The organism is Micromonospora sp. NPDC003197 (assembly GCF_053590565.1).
Genome location: NZ_JBSFTE010000002.1, coordinates 193,011 through 211,426, shown reverse-complemented (window position 1 = coordinate 211,426; position 18,416 = coordinate 193,011). Strand labels below are relative to the sequence as shown.

Sequence of the window (18,416 nt, the reverse complement as noted above, 5' to 3'; positions counted from 1 at the left end):
GGCGAAAACTCGAACAGGCACCCCCGAGCAGTCGGGAGTGCCTGTTGAGACGGAATCGGTCAGGCCTCGGTGCGCTCGCGCTCCGGGGACTCCTCGCCCTCGGCGGCAGCGACGCCCTCTTCACCCTCGGCACCCTCTTCGCCAGCCTCGGCCTCAGCCGGCTCTTCCTCGACCTCGCCCAGCTCGGCCGCGATCTGCTCGGCGGTCGGGGCCGCGGTGATCGCCGCGACGATCAGCTCCGGGTCAGCGGTCAGCTCGACCCCGGCCGGCAGCTTCACGTCCCGGGCCAGCACCTGCGAGCCGGCCTCCAGGCCCTCGATCGAGGCCTCCAGGTGGTCCGGCACCTTCGTCGCCTCGGCGGTCACCGCGAGGGTGGCGTGCTCGTGCACCAGCAGCGTGTCGGAAGCGGCCTCACCGGTCAGCTGCACCGGAACCTCCACGGCGACCTTCTCGCCCCGGCGCACCAGCAGCAGGTCGACGTGCTCGAAGGTGTCCTTGATCGGGTCACGCTGGATCGCCTTCGGCAGCGCCAGCGCCTGGGTCCCGTCGCTGACCTCGATCGCGAAGAGCTGGTTGGCACCGCCCTTACGGATGGCGGCGGCGAACTCGCGCGCGGGCAGCGCGATGTGCTTGGGCTTCTCGCCGTGGCCGTAGAGCACGGCGGGCACCTTGCCGGCCCGACGGGTACGACGGGCACCACCCTTGCCAAACTCGGTACGGGGTTCGGCGCTGATCTTTACCTCGGACACGACAAAACTCCTGATACGGTCGCTGCGGCGGAACGTCGGCTGGCGGTGCTGGGCGAGGGGCTCGCTGGGGCGCTCACGTCTCACGCTCGACCCAGAGCACCGCGTCGATGACGGTGCCTCCGTGCGGCATTTCCTCTAGCGGCCCGCAGGGCACCCTCGCCATGGCAACCGCACTAGTCTACCGGAGCCCAGGCCGGGGCGTGTCATCGGCACCCCACACCCGACCCGTACCGCCCACTTCCCGACAGCTTTGCCGCCGACCGGCGGTAGACCCAGCCGCGTCGGCCGGAAGCCATCCGCTCCCGGCCGACGCCGCGCTGTCCACCCGAAAACTGCTTGATTTCCCCGGAAAACTACTCGACCACACCGAAACGGGATGACCGTCGGCGCGCCGAATGGGAAATTGTCAGCTCAGCCCGCCGAAGAGAGTCGTCACCGAGCCGTCGTCGAAGACCTCGCGAATCGCCCGCGCCAGCAGCGGCGCGATCGACAACACGGTGATCTTGTCCAGCTGCTTCTCCGCTGGCAACGGCAGCGTGTTGGTCACGATGACCTCGCTGATCTGGCTGTTCTTCAACCGCTCCGTAGCCGGATCCGACAGCAGGGCATGGGTCGACGCCACGACGACATCCGCCGCCCCCGCCTCGTGCAGGATCTCCGCCGCCTTGCAGATCGTCCCACCAGTGTCGATCATGTCATCGACGATCAGACAGACCCGACCCTCGACGTCCCCCACCACCCGGTTCGCCACCACCTGGTTGGGCTTGAGCGGATCACGGGTCTTGTGGATGAACGCCAGCGGGCAGCCACCCAACCGGTCCGTCCACCGCTCGGCCACCCGCACCCGTCCCGAGTCCGGCGCCACCACCGTCATCGGCCGGCCCGCGTACCGACGCTCCACGTACTCGGCCAGGATGTCCATCGCGAACAGGTGATCCACCGGACCGTCGAAGAAGCCCTGAATCTGCGCGGTGTGCAAATCCACCGTGAGGATCCGGTTCGCCCCCGCCGTCTTGAGCAGGTCCGCCACCAGCCGCGCCGAAATCGGCTCCCGGCCACGGTGCTTCTTGTCCTGCCGGGCATACGGATAGAACGGCAACACGACCGTGATCCGCTTCGCCGACCCGCGCTTCAACGCGTCGATCATGATCAGGGTCTCCATGACCCACTTGTTGACGCCGTGCGTGACCGACTGCACCACGAACGCGTCCGAGCCACGTACCGACTCCTTGAACCGGACAAAGATCTCGCCATTGGCGAACTCGTACGCATCGGCCGGCGTCGGCGCCACGCCGAGCACCTCGCCGATCTCCTGGGCCAGTTCCGGAAAGCCCCGCCCCGAGAAGAGCATCAGACTTTTGCGGTTTTCGGCGACGATGCTGCCCATCGGCTCGTCTGCTCCCGTTGATCGGTGGTTCCCGGCTGGGGACCTGGGACTATTCGGTTGCAGTATCCCCCGGGTCGGCGTCGTATCCAGCCGTGTCGCCAGAGCCGTGGAATGCCTCACCCTGACTTGCGTCAACGGCCCTACGACGGGCAAGCTCCGCCTCCTGCCGGGTAAGCGCCGCCTCTGCGGCCTCCGCCGACTTCGTACCCGCTCGCCGCCGCGCTACCCAACCTTCTACGTTGCGCTGCGAAGCCCGAGTCACCCCGAGCGCTCCCGGCGGTACGTCCTGGGTGATGGCGCTACCCGCCGCCACGTACGCCCCCGGCCCCACCTCGACCGGAGCGATCAGAGTCGTGTCACAGCCGACGAAGGCCGCCTCGCCCACCGTGGTGCGATGCTTGGCCACCCCGTCGTAGTTCACGACGATCGTCGCGGCGCCGATGTTGGCCCGTGCGCCGATCGTCGCATCCCCAACGTACGACAGGTGCGGCACCTTCGCACCCGCACCGATGTCGGAGTTCTTCACCTCGACGAACGTGCCGACCTTGGCCTTGTCCGCCAGCCGGGCGTCCGGCCGAAGGTAGGCGTACGGGCCGACGCTGGCCTGCGGTCCGATCTCCGCGCCCATCGCGTGGCTACGCAACACCACCGCACCCGCACCGACCATGGTGTCGATCAACGTAACGTCCGGGCCGACGGTCGCCTCCGCCCCCACCACCGTCGCGCCCCGCAACTGGGTGTTCTGGTCCACCACGGCGTCCCGGTCGAGGGTGACGGTCACATCGATCCAGGTCGTCGCCGGGTCGAGCAGGGTGACCCCGGAGCGCAGCCAGCCCTCGTTGACCCGGTCCCGCAGCAGTCGGCGCAACGCGGCCAACTCCACCCGGTCGTTGCAGCCCAGCGTCTCGGTCGCATCCGCCGCCACATGTACGGCCACCGCCTCGCCCGCGGCGACCAGCAGACCGAAGACGTCGGTGAGGTACTCCTCGCCCTGGTCGTTGTCGGTGGAGATCTTGCTCAGCGCGTCCCGTAGCAACGCCGCGTCGAAGGCGTAGATCCCGGCGTTGATCTCCCGAACCGCCCGTTGGGCAGGGGTGGCGTCGCGCTCCTCGACGATCTGCTCCAGGCGTCCGGCGGAGTCCCGGATGATCCGGCCGAGTCCGGTCGGATCGGCCACTTCGGCCGCCAGCACGGTCGCCGCCGCCCCGGCCGCCTCGTGCGTCTCGACGAGGGCGGTGACCGTCTCGGCCCGCAGCAGCGGAACGTCACCGTTGAGCACGACGACGGTGCCGGTGAGGTCGGCTGCGGTGTCCAGGGCGATCCGGACCGCGTGCCCGGTGCCCAACTGCTCTGTCTGTCGGACCGGGGTGGACTGCGGGGCCACCTCGGACAGATGTGCGGCGACCTGCTCGGCACCGTGGCCCACCACCACCAGCGTGCGCTCGGCAGCCAGCGGCGCGGCCGCCGCCAGGACATGGCCGACCAGGGTACGGCCGAGCAGTGGGTGCAACACCTTCGGTAGCGCCGACTTCATCCGCTTGCCCTCACCTGCGGCGAGGACGACCACGGTACGGGGTCGGGACTGGGACACGGGCGGGCTCCCGTCGGGATGGCTGGCAATCTGCGGCCTCATGCTAGCCGCGCGCCCCGGGCGAGTCGCCCGTTCCCCCCGGATGAGCCCCGAATCGGACTAAAGGCACAGGTCGCCCGACGTGACTCGAACCTAAGAAGCTCGGCCGTCAGGACTCGAACCTGAAAAAGTGCCTCCAAAGGGCACCGTGTTGCCAATTACACCACGGCCGAAGGTATCTCCGTCAGAGTAGCGCCTCACCCATCACCGCTCACACCCTTATCCCCCCGGAGGCCCAAACCATCGATCACCCCCTCGATCAACCAGTAGAGCTTCCTGCTCTGCGGAACGTCGATGATCAGGCAACCGTGGTAGTCAGCGCCGGTGTTGCGCCGCACCGTCTTGGGCTGGTGGCGCTTGAGCGTGGCCGGATGGAACCGGTCGGCCGGCAGGTCGAGCGCCTCGATCCACCAGGCGACCGCCGCCTCGACATCGGCCGACTCGTGAATGCTGACCAGATAGCTGGGCACCGAGCGGTTGACCCCGACGGATTCGAGGAAGCGCAGAAAAAGCGCGAGCAGTCGCGGATCACTGTTGATCAGTTGAATCCGGTCGTTACGACGCCACGGCTTGGACTTCGCCCCTTCGGACCAGTAGATGGCAGCGCCGAGCAGCAGCAGGTCACGATCGTCGAGCGGGCCGACCCGCTCCGCCGCCTCGGCATGTACGGCCGCCTGGGACCGATCTCGCTCCTCGCGGTAGGGAGCCCAGCGCGCCTCCCGCATTCGCGCGGCGTGGGCGTGTTGCCTGGCGCGAGTGGCGTCGGAGTCGGGATCGAGCGGAAGGTGTTTGACCCACTGGTACGCCGTGGACTTGGCGATGCCGAGCGCCAGGGCGATGTCTACGACTGATCACCCTTCCTTGCGTAACGCCACCGCCTGGCTCCGCAGCTCGTCCTTGGCGTTCGGTCGGCGGGTCCACGCTGGCGGCGGTACGCCCCGCAGTAGTTCGTAGAGCCGGTCCTTGCCGATGCCCAGCCGGGCCTGGATCTGGCTGAGGGAGAGCTGTTCGACGGTGCGGAGGCGGCGGGCCTCGGTGGCGAGCGGGTCGGTCATGAGCTGGAAATTAGAACGGGGGTACGACAACAGCCGTCGATCTTCGCCGGCCATTTGCCGGATACCGACCCGTAGCAAACTACGGTCCCGTAGGTTACGGTGACGTAGGCGTAAGTTTCTGATCTTCCCCACCCTGTTGTTGTGAGGTGCCATGTCCTCGTCCACGCTTCTCGAACCGCCCGGCACCGCCAGGCCGAGCGGGCCCAAACCGCTCACCGAGGGTCCGCAGTCACCCGGGATCCTGATCGGCCTCTGGTCGTTCGTGGTGATCCCGTTCCTGGCGTTGTTCGCCGCCGTACCGGTGGCCTGGGGTGGCTGGCTGAGCTGGACGGATGTGGCCATCGCGCTGGTCTGGTACGTGGTCGCCGGGCTGGGCATCACGGTTGGCTTCCACCGTTACTTCACCCACGGCTCGTTCAAGACGAAGCGGTGGCTCCGGGTGACCCTGGCGGTGGCTGGTTCGTTCGCGATCGAGGGCAGCGTCACCCAGTGGGTGGCCGACCACCGGCGCCACCACGCGTTCTCCGACGTGGAGGGCGATCCGCACTCGCCGTGGCGCTTCGGGGGCAGCTTCTGGGGTCTGACCAAGGGTCTGTTCCACGCGCACATGGGCTGGCTGTTCCGCCGCGAGCTGACCAACCGGGAGCGGTTCGCCCCGGATCTGCTGGCCGACAAGGACATCAGCCGCGTTGACCGGCTGTTCCCGGTGCTGGTCATCATCTCGGCGCTCACCCCGGCGGTCATCGGCGGCCTGGTCACCTGGTCGTGGCAGGGGGCGCTGACCGCGTTCTTCTGGGCTGGTCTGGTCCGGATCGCGTTGCTGCACCACGTGACGTGGTCGGTCAACTCGGTGTGCCACGTCTACGGCGAGCGCCCGTTCGAGGTACGGCAGGGTGACCGGGCATCGAACTTCTGGCCGCTGGCGATCGTGTCCTTCGGCGAGAGTTGGCACAACCTGCACCACTCGGATCCGACGAGCGCCCGGCACGGGGTACTGCGTGGGCAGATCGACATCTCGGCCCGGGTCATCTGGTTCTTCGAGAAGCTGGGGCTGGCTACCGACGTACGCTGGCCGAAGCCAGAGCGGATCGCTGCAAAGCTGGTGAAACCGGCTACGCCGCAGTAGTCAGTGTCACGCCGGGGGGCCGGCTTGTCGGCTTAGCCTGGCAGGATGGCCGGGTGACCGAGCGCGGCGAGGGCACCATCAGGCATGACACTGGACAAAACGGCGTCACGGGACGCCAGCAGGGTGACAACGTGGCAGAGAGCCCGAACGCGAACGGGCGCAGACGGACGCCGGCACCAGCCCCGGCGTCCGCCAAACCGAGTTCCCGGGTACGCATGTCCGCTGCCCAGCGTCGAGAGCAACTGATCCTCATTGGTCGGCAGATCTTCGCCGAGCGCGGGTTCGACGCCACCTCCATCGAGGAGGTGGCGGCCCGGGCCAAGGTCTCCAAGCCGGTGGTCTACGAGCACTTCGGCGGCAAGGAGGGGCTCTATGCGGTCGTGGTGGACCGGGAGGTCCGCTCCTTGCTCGACCGGATCACCACGGCGCTGACTGCGGGCCATCCTCGGGAGTTGTTGGAACAGGCCGCGTTGGCCCTGCTCGGTTATATCGAGGAGGAGACGAACGGGTTCCGGGTGCTGGTCCGGGAGTCGCCGGTGATGTCGGCGACCGGCAATTTCAGCAGTGTGATGAACGATGTGGCGCACCAGGTGGAGCACATTCTGGGTGCCGAGTTCAAGAGTCGGGGCTACGACCCCAAGCTGGCTGAGTTGTATTCCCAGGCGTTGGTGGGGATGGTGGCGTTGACTGGCCGCTGGTGGCTGGAGGTACGCAAGCCTCGTAAGGAGACGGTGGCGGCGCACCTGGTCAATCTTTCCTGGAACGGGTTGTCTCATCTGGATGCCAAGCCCACGCTGATCACCCGGCGTGGCCGCTGACCGGCGGCCACGTCGATCTCGTACGACGTCAGCGGCGGCGGTCTGGGGCGGGGCTGGAGACCGGCTGGTGCGGGTACGCCCGGGCGTGGGCGGCCTCCGCTGGCGGGCCGACCTTGTCGTAGAGGCCGGTGGCGAGCGTCAACAGCCCGAAGATCATCGACACGATGACGGTGGACATCGAGAAGTTGAGGAAGTTGGCCTCGGTTTGCAGGACGGCCATCATCAGCAGGGCCGTGGCCATGAAGATCACGCCGATGGTGAGGTTCATGTAGTGGCCGAGGTTGCTCCGCTGCGCCGCCCCGATGATGATCACCGCGCCGAAGACGACGGAGATCAGGGCGAAGGCGAGGTTGGTCCGTAGGCCGAGTGCCCAGTGGTCGCCCCGGTCGAAGAGGGGGTCGCCCCAGGTCTGGATTATCCCGATCACTCCGAAGATCAGGATGTAGAGCCCGATCAACGCGGCGAAGATCCGGTACAGCGTTCGCGCCGGATGATTGACGGGGATATGGACCATGGCTCCTCCTGCGCGGCTGGGCAACCCTTTTTCCGGATTGTCCCTGAGGAGAGCAGGGAGCGCCTGGTAAACGCCAGATCCTCGCGGTGGTGGGCGGCCGATCTCCACCGCCCGACCGGCGGATCAGCCGATCGGGCGGACCAGGCCGCGCCGGCCGATGCCCCGGGCCTGTAGCGCGGCAAGCCAGCCGGTCAGAGGAGCACCAGCCGGTCAGAGGAGCACCAGCCGGTCAGAGGAGCAGTCGAGCTTCCTGCCAGGCGCGGTTCTCCTCGTCGGTGCCGACCTTGCCGTACATGCCGGCCATCAGCAGGACCAGCCCGAGGATCATGGAGACGATGACGGTGGCCATCGAGAAGCCGAGGTAGTTGGCGTCGGTGCGCATCACGGCGAGCCCGGCAAGGCCCAGTGCCATCAGGGCATAGCCGGAGAGCTTGTTGATGGTCGCGTCGAGGTTGCGGCCGATCCCGGCGGCAACCAGCAGGATCACTCCGAGGATCGCCGAGATGACCGAATATCCCAGATTCGCCCCCTGACCGAGGACCAGGGTGTCATCCTGGGCGAAGAACTCGGCACCGCTGTTCTCGATCACCCCGAGCACACCGAAGCCTGCCAGGTAGAGGCCGGTGAGTCCGCCGATCGCGCGGTAGATGGGGCGTGCGGGGTGGTTGACGGGGTTGTGTGCCATGGTTTCTGAGTCTCCAAGGCTGTTGCTGATGAGGGGTCGGCGCCGATTGTCCCGTACCGGGTCAGGGTGACGCCGCACACCCCCGACCCGGCGCTACCGGTGCCCCTGTCGATCGCCGCCGCCACCCGGTTCGCGGGTCGGCTCAGCTCTCCCCGACCTGCTCGGCCAGGAGCAGCCAGCTCTCCTCGACCTGTTCCCGTTCGGCCCGTACGGCGCGCAGTTGGCCGTCGAGTTCGGCGACCTTGACGTAGTCGGTGGCGTGGGTGGCGAGCTGGTCGTGCAGCTGCGCCTCCCGCTGCTCCAGCTTGCCGACCTGCCGTTCGAGGCGGGTCAGTTCCTTGCGGGCGGCCCGCAGCTCGCCGCCGGAGAGCCCCGGTTCCGTACGCTCGGGTGCCTTGGGCCGGGCTGGGCCAGCGCTTGGGGCCGGCTCCCGGGTCTCCTGTCGGGCGGCGGCGCGGGTGAGGTATTCGTCGACCCCGCCGGGCAGGTGGACCAGCCGCCCGTCGCCGAACATTCCGTAGACCGCGTCGGTGACCCGTTCGATCAGGTACCGGTCGTGGCTGGCCACGATCACCGTGCCGGGCCAGGAGTCGAGCAGGTCCTCCAGCGCGGCCAGGGTGTCGGTGTCCAGGTCGTTGGTGGGCTCGTCGAAGAGCAGCACGTTGGGCTCGGCGGCGAGCAGCCGGAGCAGTTGCAGGCGGCGGCGTTCGCCACCGGACAGGTCCGATACCGGGGTCCAGAGCCGGCGGTCGTCGAAGCCGAACGTTTCGGCGAGTTGGGAGGCGGCCAGTTCACGGTCGCCGAGAACGACCCGGCGGGCCACCTCTTCGACCGCCTCCAGCACCCGAAGCTGGCCGGGTAGTTCGGCCAGTTCCTGGGAGAGGAAGGCGGGTCGGACGGTCGACCCGGTGGTCAGCTGTCCCTGTTCGGGTTGGGTGACCCCGGCCAGCATCCGGAGCAGGGTGGTCTTGCCAGCGCCGTTGGCACCGAGGATGGCGATCCGGTCGCCGGGGCCGACCTGCCAGGTGAGGTCCTTCAGGATGACCTTCGGGCCGGCGTTGAGGGTGACGTCTTCCAGGTCGTACACCTGTTTGCCGAGCCGGGCGGTGGCCAGCCGTTGCAGCGACATGGTGTCGCGCGGCGGTGGCACGTCGGCGATGAGGGCGTTGGCGGCTTCGATCCGGAAGCGGGGCTTGGAGGTACGGGCCGGCGGGCCACGCCGCAGCCAGGCGATCTCCTTGCGGAGCAGATTCTGTCGGCGGGCCTCGGTGGCGGCGGCGACCCGTTCCCGTTCCACCCGGGCCAGGGTCCAGGCGGCGAAGCCGCCCTCGTAGACGCGTACGGTCTGGTCGGCGACCTCCCAGGTGGTGGTGCAGACCGCGTCCAGGAACCACCGGTCGTGGGTGACCACCACGAGGGCACCGCGCCGGGTGACCAGGTGTTTGGCCAGCCAGTCGACTCCGGCCACGTCGAGGTGGTTGGTGGGTTCGTCCAGGATGAGCAGGTCGGTCGTGCGGACCAGTAGCGCGGCGAGTGCCACCCGCCGCCGTTCGCCGCCGGACATCGGCCCGACCGGCTGATCCAGTCCCAGGTACGGCAGGCCCAGTCCGTCGAGGATGGCGCGGACCCCGGCGTCACCGGCCCATTCGTGTTCGGCACCGAAGCCTTCGGCCAGCCAGGCGGTGCCGAGCACCACGTCCCGGACGGTGTATTCGGGGTCGAGTTGGAGGGTTTGCGGCAGGGAGGCGACCTGGAGGTCGCGTCGGTGGGTGACCCGGCCGCTGTCCGGTTCCTCGGCGCGGGTCAGCAGCCGCAGCAGGGTGGACTTGCCGGCACCGTTGAGCCCGACCACGCCGATCCGGTCGGCGCTGTCCAGTCCGAGGGACACGTCGGTGAGCAGTTGCCCGACCGCGCCGTAGCCCTTGGACGCGCGGTCCAGGTTGACGATGTTGGCCACCACACCTGCCTTTCCCATGGTCGAGGCGCCCGCCGGGCTGGGCGGTGCCGATCATTCGGGGATCGGCGGAGGCGTCGTACGGTGACGCCGGCCCGGGAGGGCGCCTGAGTCGACAAGCCTACGCGGGGTACGCCTCGGCCGACGGGTCAGACCACCGAGGCTCCGGTCAGAGCATCCGAGCCCCGGTACAGAGCATCCGAACCTTGGTCAGACCACCCGGGCCCCGGGGACCGGCCCGTACGCGGGGTAGGCGGTCCGGCAGACCGATGAGCTGGCCAGTTCGGCGGCGATCCGCCGGGCGTGGTTCTCGTCGGCGGCGAGGAAGACGCAGGTCGGCCCGGAGCCGGAGACGATGCTGGCGAGCGCCCCGGCCGTCTCGCCGGCCGCGAGGGTCGCCGCCAGGCTGGGGCGCAGGGACAGGGCGGCGATCTGCATGTCGTTGCCGAGCGCCGCGGCGAGCACCTTCGGGTCGCGCTGCCGTAGGGCGGCGAGCAGGGAGTCCGGGTTGCCCAGCGGATCGGGGGCGTCGTGTTCGGCGCGGAGCCGGTCGAGTTCGCGGTAGACGGCGGGGGTGGAGAGGCCACCGTCGGCGGCGGCGACGACCCAGTGCCAGGTGGTGGGTCGGGCGAGGACCGGGCTGACCGCCTCGCCCCGGCCGGTTCCCAGCGCGGTACCGCCGTGCAGCAGGAAGGGCACGTCGGAGCCGAGGCCGGCGGCGATCGCCGCCAGTTCTTCGCGGGCCAGGTTGGTGCCCCACAGGGTGTCGCAGGCGACCAGCGTGGCGGCGGCGTCGGCGCTGCCGCCGGCCAGTCCGCCGGCGAGCGGGATCTGCTTGCGCAGGTGCAGCCGGGCGTGGGCGGGCACCCCGGCGTACGCGGCCAGGGCTCGGGCCGCCCGGATGACCAGGTTCGACTCGTCGAGGGCCAGTTCGCCGGTGCCTTCGCCCGCCATGGTGAGGGTGAGGGTGTCCCCGCGTCGGGCGGTCAGCTCGTCATAGCTGGAGATCGCGTGGTAGACGGTGGTCAGTTCGTGGTAGCCGTCGGGGCGTACCGGGCCGACACCGAGGTGCAGGTTGATCTTTGCAGGTACCCGTACCTTGACCGGGCCGGCCGCGCCCCGTCGCTGCTGATCGTCATCGTCGTCCGGCCGCCACGCCTCGGTCACGGGACGATGCCCAGGAGCCGGGGCCGGATGTCGGATGGTTGCGCAGACCTCGTCATGGGCACCGCGACAGCCTACTCGGCACCTGACGTACCCGATGGAGCCGACGCGGCGATCGCGGCGAACTGCTCCACGGTGAGTGACTCACCCCGGGCGCTGGGGTCGACCCCCGCCGTGACCAGGGCCTCAGCCGCCCGGTCGGCACCGCCGGCCCAGCCGGCGAGGGCGGCCCGCAGGGTCTTACGGCGCTGCGCGAACGCCGCGTCCACCACCGCGAAGACCCGGGACCGGGGTACGTCCGGTCGGGGCGGCTCGCGCCGGGTGAAGGCGACCAGCCCGGAGTCGACGTTGGGCACCGGCCAGAACACGTTGGGCGGCACCTTCCCGGCGCTGCGGGCGGCGGCGTACCAGGCGAGTTTGACCGACGGAATGCCGTAGACCTTGGATCCGGGGCCGGCGATCAGTCGGTCGGCCACCTCCTTCTGCACCATCACCAGGCCATGCCGCAGGCTGGGCAGCTCGGCCAGCAGGTGCAGTACGACCGGCACCGCCACGTTGTAGGGCAGGTTCGCGACCAGCGCGGTCGGCGCCGGGTCGGCCAGGTCGGCGGCGGTGACCCGCAACGCGTCGGCCCGGTGCACGGTCAGCCGCCCGGCGACGTCCGGCCCGCAGTGCTCGGCCACGGTCTGCGGCAACGCCTCGGCCAGCACCGGATCGATCTCCACGGCGTGTACGTGCGCCACGGCGGGCAGCAGCGCCAGGGTGAGCGACCCGAGTCCCGGGCCGACCTCCACCGCCACGTCGTCGGGGCTCACTCCGGCGGCGGTCACGATGCGCCGGACCGTGTTCGGGTCGTGCACGAAGTTCTGCCCAAGCTTCTTGGTCGGGGTCACGCCCAGCCGCGCAGCCAGCTCCCGAATCTCCCCGGGGGTTAGGAAGGGCCCCTTCTTATCGCTTTCTGCAGGTAAAGGGTCCCTTCCTAACCCTTGTGGCGTCACCATGGGCCGAAGACCCGCTCGCCGGTGGCGGAGATCGCCGTACACAACTCGGTCAGGTCCGACCCGGTGGTCTCGGCCAACGACCGGACGGTGAGCGGAATCAGGTACGACCCGTTGGGCCGGCCCCGGTGCGGTGTCGGCGTGAGGTAGGGCGCGTCGGTTTCGACCAGCAGTTGGTCCAGCGGGGTGATCCGGGCGGCTTCCCGCAGTGCGTGGGCGCTGGCGAAGGTGACCGTGCCGGCGAAGCTGAGCACGTACCCCCGACGGACGCACTCAGCGGCGAACTCGGCGTCGCCAGAGAAGCAGTGCAGCACCACGGTCTGCGGGGCACCCTCCTCGTCGAGGACCCGCAGCACGTCGGCGTGTGCGTCCCGGTCATGGATCACCAGGGGTTTGTCGTACCGCTTGGCGATGGCGATGTGGGCCCGGAAGCTCAACTCCTGGGCGGCCCGCCCCTCGTCGCCGGTACGGAAGAAGTCCATCCCGGTCTCGCCGATGCCGCGTACCCGCTCCTCGGCGGCGAGCGCCTCGATCTGGCGCAGCGCCTCGTCCAGGTCATCGAGTCGGGGTGCCTCGTTGGGGTGCAGTGCGACGGTGGCGACGACTGCCCGATGTTGTCGGGCCACCTCGGCCCCCCAGCGGGACGAGGCCACGTCGACTCCGACCTGTACCAGTCGGTCGACTCCGACCCCGGCGGCCACCTCGATCATGGCGGCGACCGGGTCACCCGTTCCGGCCGCGACCGGGTCGCCGGCTCCGGCCGGTCCGCCAACCGGTTCAGCGCCAGCCAGGCCGCTGACGGACCCGGCCTCGGCCACGGTGATGTCCAGGTGGGTGTGGCTGTCGATCACCGTACGGGGCAGCGGCTCGGGTGGGGTGGGAAACTCCCCCGCCCGGCGCGCGGCGCGTTGGCGGCGGGACTCGGTTTGATCGCTCATCCCCGTCAGCATCACATATCCAGCTACGCCGTCCGGCGCAACCAGCCTTCAGCGGAGCTTGGCCGCCAATCGAAAACGGAATGGCGATGCCACGGGTCCACTGCACACATTGGTCGACGTTACGACAGATCGATATGTCAGCGAGCCGACACAGAGCGAGACGGTTACCGAAAGGCGCTGGCTGATAACGCTTTTCTCGGGTCGTCGGCGAAATAGATAGCCCACTGGGGTGTCGGGTAGGCTCGCTGGCGGCAATCGCCAGAAGGCACGATCAGGTGCCGGCGAGGCTGCCGCCTAATCGCCTGACCGGGCGAATCGGGGAACCGTGTTCGTGGGGTGAATCCGCAGTAGCGGTAGGGGCCACTTCCGCCTCGAACCCGTCAGCTAACCCGATCGGCGGCCGACGGAAGGAAGGTATCTTGACCGCACCCCTGCGCGGTTGGCTGACGACGATACTGGCGCTACTCGCCGCTGTGGCCCTGGTGGCACCCGCCGAGCGGGCCTGGGCAGAACCCAACGAGAACCCCAACGAGACCGAGACGCCGCTGCTCCGTGACGTGATCGAGTCGACCAACCGGGGATACATCCAGGCGAAGGCCAAGCTGGATCAGTCGAAGCGGCGGCAACAGGCTCTCAACCTCGAACTCCAGAAGGCCCAGGAGCGGCTCGATCTGCTCACCCCGCAGGTGGCGCAGATCGCGGCCCAGTCCTACCGCCAGGGCAGGCTTGGCGCGCTCGCCGTAATGCTGGAGAGTGACAGCCCCGACTCGTTCGTCCAGCGGGTGAGCCGGCTGGACGAGCTGAACCGGCTCAACGACCGGAAGCTGCGCGAACTCACCGAGGCCCGGGACATCGCCGAACGCGCCAAGGCCCAGCTCGATGCCGAGATCACCGAGCAGAACAAGCAGTTGACCATCATGACCAAGCAGAAGAAGGAAGCGGAGAAGGCGCTAGCGCTGGTCGGCGGGATGAGCCTGACCAAGGGGTTCGTCACCGCGACCTCGCCGGTGGCCAAGGCCGCTCCGCGTACGGCCAGCGGCGACTGGCCGAGCGAGTCGTGCAACCAGGACGACCCGACGACCTCCGGCTGCATCACGCCGCGCACGATGCACATGTACAAGGAGGTCAAGAAGGCCGGGTTCAACCGGTTCGTGGGCTGCTACCGATCGGGTGGCCCGTACGAGCACCCGAAGGGCCGCGCCTGCGACTGGTCGTTGATCAACCGGGGCTTCGTCTCGGCACAGAACCAGGACCAACGGATGTATGGCAACAACCTCACCGCGTTCCTGGTCCGTAACGCCGACCGGCTCGGCATCTACTACGTGATCTGGTACAAGCAGATCTGGATGCCGGCGACCGGCTGGAGTTCGTACAGCGGGGCGAGCGATCACACCGACCACGTACACGTGTCGATGCTTTGACTCCCGGCCGGGCGCGGCGACCGCGCCCGGCCGACGGCAGACCGAAACGTCAGCGGGACGAAGTATCGGTGGACCAAACGAAGCGGCCCGCTCCCGGGTAGATCCAGGGAGCGGGCCGCTTTCGTCGTAGCAGGGGTCGGAATGGTCAGCCGCCTCGTCGCAGCCTGGACTGTCGTCAGCCGCTGAGGCGGGCGAGTTCCTCCTCGACGATCGACGGGTCGAGCTTGCGGAAGACCGGCTTCGGTGCGGCCAGCGGTCGACCAGCCTCCACCGGTACGGACTCCCAGCGCGCACCGATCGTGTAGTCACCGGTCAGCACCGGGTACGCCGGCCCGCCGTCGAGGTCCTCGACCTCCACGATGGACGGCATCGGGGCGTGTACGCCGGTGCCGCCGAGCAGTTCGTGGATCTTCTGCGCGGAGTGCGGCAGGAACGGCGTGAGCAGCGTGTTGGCGTCGCTGACCACCTGCAACGCGACGTGCAGGATGGTGCCCATCCGGGGCTTGTCCTCGTCGCTCTTGAGCTTCCACGGTGCCTGGTCGGAGAGGTAGCGGTTGGCCTCGGCGACCACCCGCATCGCCTCGCCGATCGCCGCCTTCTGCCGGTGCTTGGCGATCAGGTCACCGACGGTGGCGAAGCCGGCCCGGGCGACGGCCAGCAGCGCCTCGTCCGCCTCGGTGAGCCCGGCGGCGTCGATCGCCGGGATCGCGCCGAAGTTCTTCGCCGCCATCGAGATCGACCGGTTGACCAGGTTGCCCCAGCCGGCGACCAGTTCGTCGTTGTTGCGGCGCAGGAACTCGGCCCAGGTGAAGTCGGTGTCGTTGCTCTCCGGGCCGGCGGCGGCGATGAAGTAGCGCAGCGCGTCGGCGTCGTAGCGTTCCAGGAAGTCGCGGACGTAGATGACCACCCGACGGGAGGAGGAGAACTTGCGCCCCTCCATGGTCAGGTATTCGCTGGAGACCACCTCGGTGGGCAGGTTGAGCGCCCCCAGCTGGCCCGGTTCACCGTCCCGGTCGCCGGCCCCGGAGTAGCCGAGCAGCAGCGCTGGCCAGATCACCGAGTGGAAGACGATGTTGTCCTTGCCCATGAAGTAGTAGCCGAGCGCGTCGTCGGCGGTCCACCACTTGCGCCACGCCTCCGGGTCGCCGGAGCGGCGGGCCCACTCGATCGACGCGGAGAGGTAGCCGACGACCGCGTCGAACCAGACGTAGATCCGCTTGTCGGTACGGTCCCGCCAGCCCTCCAGCGGAATCGGTACGCCCCATTCCAGGTCCCGGGTGATGGCCCGCGGCTGCAGATCGTCGAGGAGATTCTTGGAGAAGCGCAGGACGTTGGGGCGCCAGCCCTCCCGACTGTCCAGCCACCGGCCGAGCGCCTCGGCGAAGGCGGGCAGGTCGAGGAAGAAGTGTTCGGTCTCCACGAACTGCGGGGTCTCGCCGTTGATCTTCGACCGGGGGTCGATCAGGTCGACCGGATCGAGCTGGTTGCCGCAGTTGTCGCACTGGTCGCCCCGGGCGCTGCCGTAGCCGCAGATCGGGCAGGTGCCCTCGATGTAGCGGTCGGGCAGCGTACGGCCGGTGGACGGGGAGATGGCCCCCATGGTGACCTTGGGCACGATGTAGCCGTTGCGGTACAGCGTCTCGAAGATCTCCTGCACCACGGCGTAGTGGTTGCCGGTGGTGGTCCGGGTGAACAGGTCGTAGGAGAGCCCCAGGCCGTGCAGGTCCTCCACGATGATCCGGTTGTAGCGGTCGGCCAGCTCCCGGGGGCTGACCCCCTCGTTGTCGGCCTGCACCTGGATGGGGGTGCCGTGCTCGTCGGTGCCGGAGACCATGAGCACGTCGTGCCCGGCCATCCGCATGTACCGGCTGAACACGTCGGAGGGCACTCCGAAGCCGGAGACATGGCCGATGTGGCGCGGGCCGTTGGCGTAGGGCCAGGCGACCGCCGCGAGAACGTGACTCATGACCGTCAAGCCTAGTGACCGGCGTACGGCCGCCGCGAAGGGATAACCGGGCTGCCTCGGCGTACTCCCGTCCCGACGCTCTTTGCCCGGTTTACCGTCGACACGCGCACTAGCTTGCCGTATCGATCCGGTCACCCGTTGTGAAATGACGGGGTGACCGGGCGACCAGGCGAGCAGTATCCCCTCGGGGAGCAGGGCGAGGACACCATCCCCCTCATCGAGCCGACCACCGGCGCCCCGTTCACCGCACTCCCGCAACGGGCGCCGCTACGCGTACCGCCGGCCCGTTCGGTGCCCGGCCGGGCCGGGTCGGGCCCGTCGGTGCGGGCAGCGGTGCCGCAGCAGGTGTCGGCCGACGAGCCGGCGTTCTGGCTACCGATCGAGGAGGTCCACTGGGATGGGACCCCGGTGGCAGCGGACCGCCCCGCGGATCGGGATCGGAGCCGAAGGTTCCCCGCTCTGGGGCGACGGACCGGCCAGCCGGCCAAGCCGCCGCGTCACCCGATGGCGGGGCTGTCCGGCCTGCTCACCCTGACCCTGCTCACCAGCTTCTTCGCCTGGGTGAGCGCCGAGCCCCTGTGGCTGGCGGTGGGGCACGGCGAACGGGGTACCGCCACCGTGCTGAGCTGCACCGGTAACGGCATCGGTCTGCGGTGCCGGGGCACGTTCGTCGCCGATGATGGCATCGCCGCCGGGCGGGACCTGACCTCGACCGCGCCGGGACAACCTGTGCTCACCGGCCCGGGGACCGGGGCACCCGGCGACCCGGATCCGGTGATTTCCGACCACTCCGATGGGGAACCGGACGACGAGAGCGCCGCCCCGGCCGATCTTGTCACCGACGTACGGCTGGCCGGGGTGGACGGGTCGCAGCGGACACCCGGCAGCACGCTCGTCGCCCGCATGGTCAATCCGGACGCCGGTACGGCGTACGTCGAGGGGGACGCCGTCACCCGGCACCTGCGCTGGCTACTCGGACTGGCCCTGGTGGTGCTCTGCTCGGTCGGCATCGGGTGGTCGACCGGGGCACTTCGCCTGCCCGACCCAAGGTCCCGCAGGATCGCCGTACTGGCCGGGTTGACCGGCCAGTTCCTCATCCTCGTCGGGTTCCTGGTCGCCGCGTTCTGACCAAGTCGGCCCAAGTCTGGTGGCCGTCAGGCCTGGTGGACGATGGTGTAGACGTCGCGCCGCCGCAGCCCGTACTCGTTGGCGACGGCGGTGATGGCATCCCGCCGGGAGGTGCCATCGGCCTCCCACCGCGCCACCTCGGCCCGCAATTCGTCGTCGGCCGGACGATCGGCGGAGGTGGCCGGCGGCGCACCCGCGACGACCAGGGTGATCTCGCCGCGTGGCTCCCCGGTCGCGGCCCACTCGGCGAGCGCGCCGAGCGGCTGGCGCAGCACCTCCTCGTACGTCTTGGTCAGCTCGCGGCAGACGGCGGCCGGGCGGTCGGCGCCAAACGTCGCGGCCAGGTCGGCGAGGGCACCGGCCACTCGGTGTGGCGCCTCGAAGAAGACCAGGGTGCGGGGCTCGGCGGCCAGTTCTCGCAGCCGGGCCCGACGGGAACCGCCGGAGCGGGGCAGGAAACCCTCGAAGCAGAACCGGTCGCAGGGCAACCCGGACAGGGCCAGGGCGGTGGTGACGGCGCTCGGGCCGGGGGCGGCGGTGACCGGTGCACCGGCGTCGAGAGTGGCCCGGACCAGCCGGTAGCCAGGATCGGAGACGCTGGGCATGCCGCCGTCGGTGACCAGGGCGACGACGGCACCGTCGGCAATGGCGGCGACCAGATCGGGCGTACGACGCTCCTCGTTGCCCTCGAAGTAGGAGACGATCCGTCCGGCGATGGTGACGTCCAGGTCACGGGCGAGCCGGGCGAGTCGTCGGGTGTCCTCGGCGGCGACGATGTCGGCAGTGGCCAGACCGTCCCGAAGTCGGGGCGACGCGTCGGCGACATTGCCGAGCGGCGCACCAAGTAGGACCAGCCTTCCAGTACCGGACATTTCACCCACGA

General features: G+C 69.3%; 17 protein-coding genes, 1 tRNA gene and 1 riboswitch. Of the genes, 4 read left to right on the top strand and 14 right to left on the bottom strand.

What is annotated here, in order from left to right; translation table 11 throughout:
* Positions 1-59: 59 nt before the first annotated feature.
* The 6 genes from ACWDV4_RS03205 to ACWDV4_RS03180 all read right to left on the bottom strand — a co-directional run bounded on the left by ACWDV4_RS03205 (position 60) and on the right by ACWDV4_RS03180 (position 4,821).
* Positions 60-749: a 50S ribosomal protein L25/general stress protein Ctc gene (locus ACWDV4_RS03205; RefSeq protein ID WP_449974444.1), complete on the bottom strand. Its 690-nt coding sequence runs from the start codon at positions 747-749 to the stop codon at positions 60-62.
* 406 nt (positions 750-1,155) lie between these two features.
* Positions 1,156-2,136, bottom strand: a complete 981-nt coding sequence (locus ACWDV4_RS03200) for a ribose-phosphate diphosphokinase (RefSeq protein ID WP_449974443.1) — start codon at positions 2,134-2,136, stop codon at positions 1,156-1,158.
* A 49-nt stretch (positions 2,137-2,185) separates the two neighbouring features.
* Positions 2,186-3,769, bottom strand: coding sequence for a bifunctional UDP-N-acetylglucosamine diphosphorylase/glucosamine-1-phosphate N-acetyltransferase GlmU (glmU, locus tag ACWDV4_RS03195; RefSeq protein ID WP_449974441.1), 1,584 nt, complete (start codon positions 3,767-3,769; stop codon positions 2,186-2,188).
* Positions 3,770-3,867: 98 nt separating this feature from the next.
* A tRNA-Gln gene (locus ACWDV4_RS03190) sits at positions 3,868-3,939 on the bottom strand.
* A 24-nt stretch (positions 3,940-3,963) separates the two neighbouring features.
* The gene (locus tag ACWDV4_RS03185) at positions 3,964-4,491 is read right to left on the bottom strand and encodes a hypothetical protein (protein ID WP_449974439.1); all 528 of its coding nucleotides are present in this window, start codon (positions 4,489-4,491) and stop codon (positions 3,964-3,966) included.
* A 126-nt stretch (positions 4,492-4,617) separates the two neighbouring features.
* A complete protein-coding gene (locus ACWDV4_RS03180) occupies positions 4,618-4,821 on the bottom strand; it encodes a hypothetical protein (RefSeq protein WP_449974437.1) in 204 nt (67 codons plus the stop codon).
* A gap of 151 nt (positions 4,822-4,972) precedes the next feature.
* On the opposite strand from ACWDV4_RS03180, the gene ACWDV4_RS03175 reads away from it, so the two are divergent.
* Both ACWDV4_RS03175 and ACWDV4_RS03170 read left to right on the top strand, forming a co-directional pair.
* A complete protein-coding gene (locus ACWDV4_RS03175; RefSeq protein WP_449974435.1) occupies positions 4,973-5,947 on the top strand; it encodes an acyl-CoA desaturase in 975 nt (324 codons plus the stop codon).
* 215 nt (positions 5,948-6,162) lie between these two features.
* Positions 6,163-6,765: a TetR family transcriptional regulator gene (locus ACWDV4_RS03170; protein WP_449974673.1), complete on the top strand. Its 603-nt coding sequence runs from the start codon at positions 6,163-6,165 to the stop codon at positions 6,763-6,765.
* A 28-nt stretch (positions 6,766-6,793) separates the two neighbouring features.
* On the opposite strand, the gene ACWDV4_RS03165 is transcribed toward ACWDV4_RS03170, so the two are convergent.
* The 6 genes from ACWDV4_RS03165 to ACWDV4_RS03140 all read right to left on the bottom strand — a co-directional run bounded on the left by ACWDV4_RS03165 (position 6,794) and on the right by ACWDV4_RS03140 (position 13,030).
* Positions 6,794-7,279, bottom strand: a complete 486-nt coding sequence (locus tag ACWDV4_RS03165) for a DUF4383 domain-containing protein (protein ID WP_449974433.1) — start codon at positions 7,277-7,279, stop codon at positions 6,794-6,796.
* A gap of 229 nt (positions 7,280-7,508) precedes the next feature.
* On the bottom strand, positions 7,509-7,964 hold the full coding sequence (locus ACWDV4_RS03160) for a DUF4383 domain-containing protein (protein ID WP_449974431.1): 456 nt from the start codon (positions 7,962-7,964) through the stop codon (positions 7,509-7,511).
* Positions 7,965-8,106: 142 nt separating this feature from the next.
* Positions 8,107-9,921 (bottom strand): ABC-F family ATP-binding cassette domain-containing protein, encoded by a 1,815-nt coding sequence (locus ACWDV4_RS03155; RefSeq protein WP_449974671.1) that lies wholly within the window; start codon positions 9,919-9,921, stop codon positions 8,107-8,109.
* 207 nt (positions 9,922-10,128) lie between these two features.
* Positions 10,129-11,085, bottom strand: coding sequence for a 4-(cytidine 5'-diphospho)-2-C-methyl-D-erythritol kinase (locus tag ACWDV4_RS03150; RefSeq protein ID WP_449974429.1), 957 nt, complete (start codon positions 11,083-11,085; stop codon positions 10,129-10,131).
* Positions 11,086-11,156: 71 nt separating this feature from the next.
* Positions 11,157-12,002, bottom strand: a complete 846-nt coding sequence (rsmA, locus tag ACWDV4_RS03145) for a 16S rRNA (adenine(1518)-N(6)/adenine(1519)-N(6))-dimethyltransferase RsmA (RefSeq protein WP_449974670.1) — start codon at positions 12,000-12,002, stop codon at positions 11,157-11,159.
* 74 nt (positions 12,003-12,076) lie between these two features.
* Complete coding sequence (locus tag ACWDV4_RS03140; protein ID WP_449974427.1) at positions 12,077-13,030, bottom strand: TatD family hydrolase; 954 nt, start codon at positions 13,028-13,030, stop codon at positions 12,077-12,079.
* Between the two features lie 269 nt (positions 13,031-13,299).
* A riboswitch (cyclic di-AMP (ydaO/yuaA leader) is annotated at positions 13,300-13,433 on the top strand.
* Positions 13,434-13,437: 4 nt separating this feature from the next.
* On the opposite strand from ACWDV4_RS03140, the gene ACWDV4_RS03135 reads away from it, so the two are divergent.
* Entirely contained in the window at positions 13,438-14,439 is a 1,002-nt protein-coding gene (locus ACWDV4_RS03135; protein WP_449974425.1) for a coiled-coil domain-containing protein, read from the top strand.
* A gap of 175 nt (positions 14,440-14,614) precedes the next feature.
* On the opposite strand, the gene metG is transcribed toward ACWDV4_RS03135, so the two are convergent.
* Positions 14,615-16,405 carry a methionine--tRNA ligase gene (metG, locus tag ACWDV4_RS03130; RefSeq protein ID WP_449974423.1) on the bottom strand — a complete coding sequence of 597 codons (1,791 nt, stop codon included), beginning with the start codon at positions 16,403-16,405 and terminating at the stop codon, positions 14,615-14,617.
* Positions 16,406-16,558: 153 nt separating this feature from the next.
* On the opposite strand from metG, the gene ACWDV4_RS03125 reads away from it, so the two are divergent.
* On the top strand, positions 16,559-17,533 hold the full coding sequence (locus tag ACWDV4_RS03125) for a hypothetical protein (protein WP_449974421.1): 975 nt from the start codon (positions 16,559-16,561) through the stop codon (positions 17,531-17,533).
* Between the two features lie 26 nt (positions 17,534-17,559).
* Here ACWDV4_RS03125 and rsmI read toward each other — a convergent pair whose 3' ends face one another.
* Positions 17,560-18,405, bottom strand: a complete 846-nt coding sequence (gene rsmI / locus ACWDV4_RS03120) for a 16S rRNA (cytidine(1402)-2'-O)-methyltransferase (protein ID WP_449974669.1) — start codon at positions 18,403-18,405, stop codon at positions 17,560-17,562.
* Between the last annotated feature and the right edge of the window lie 11 nt (positions 18,406-18,416).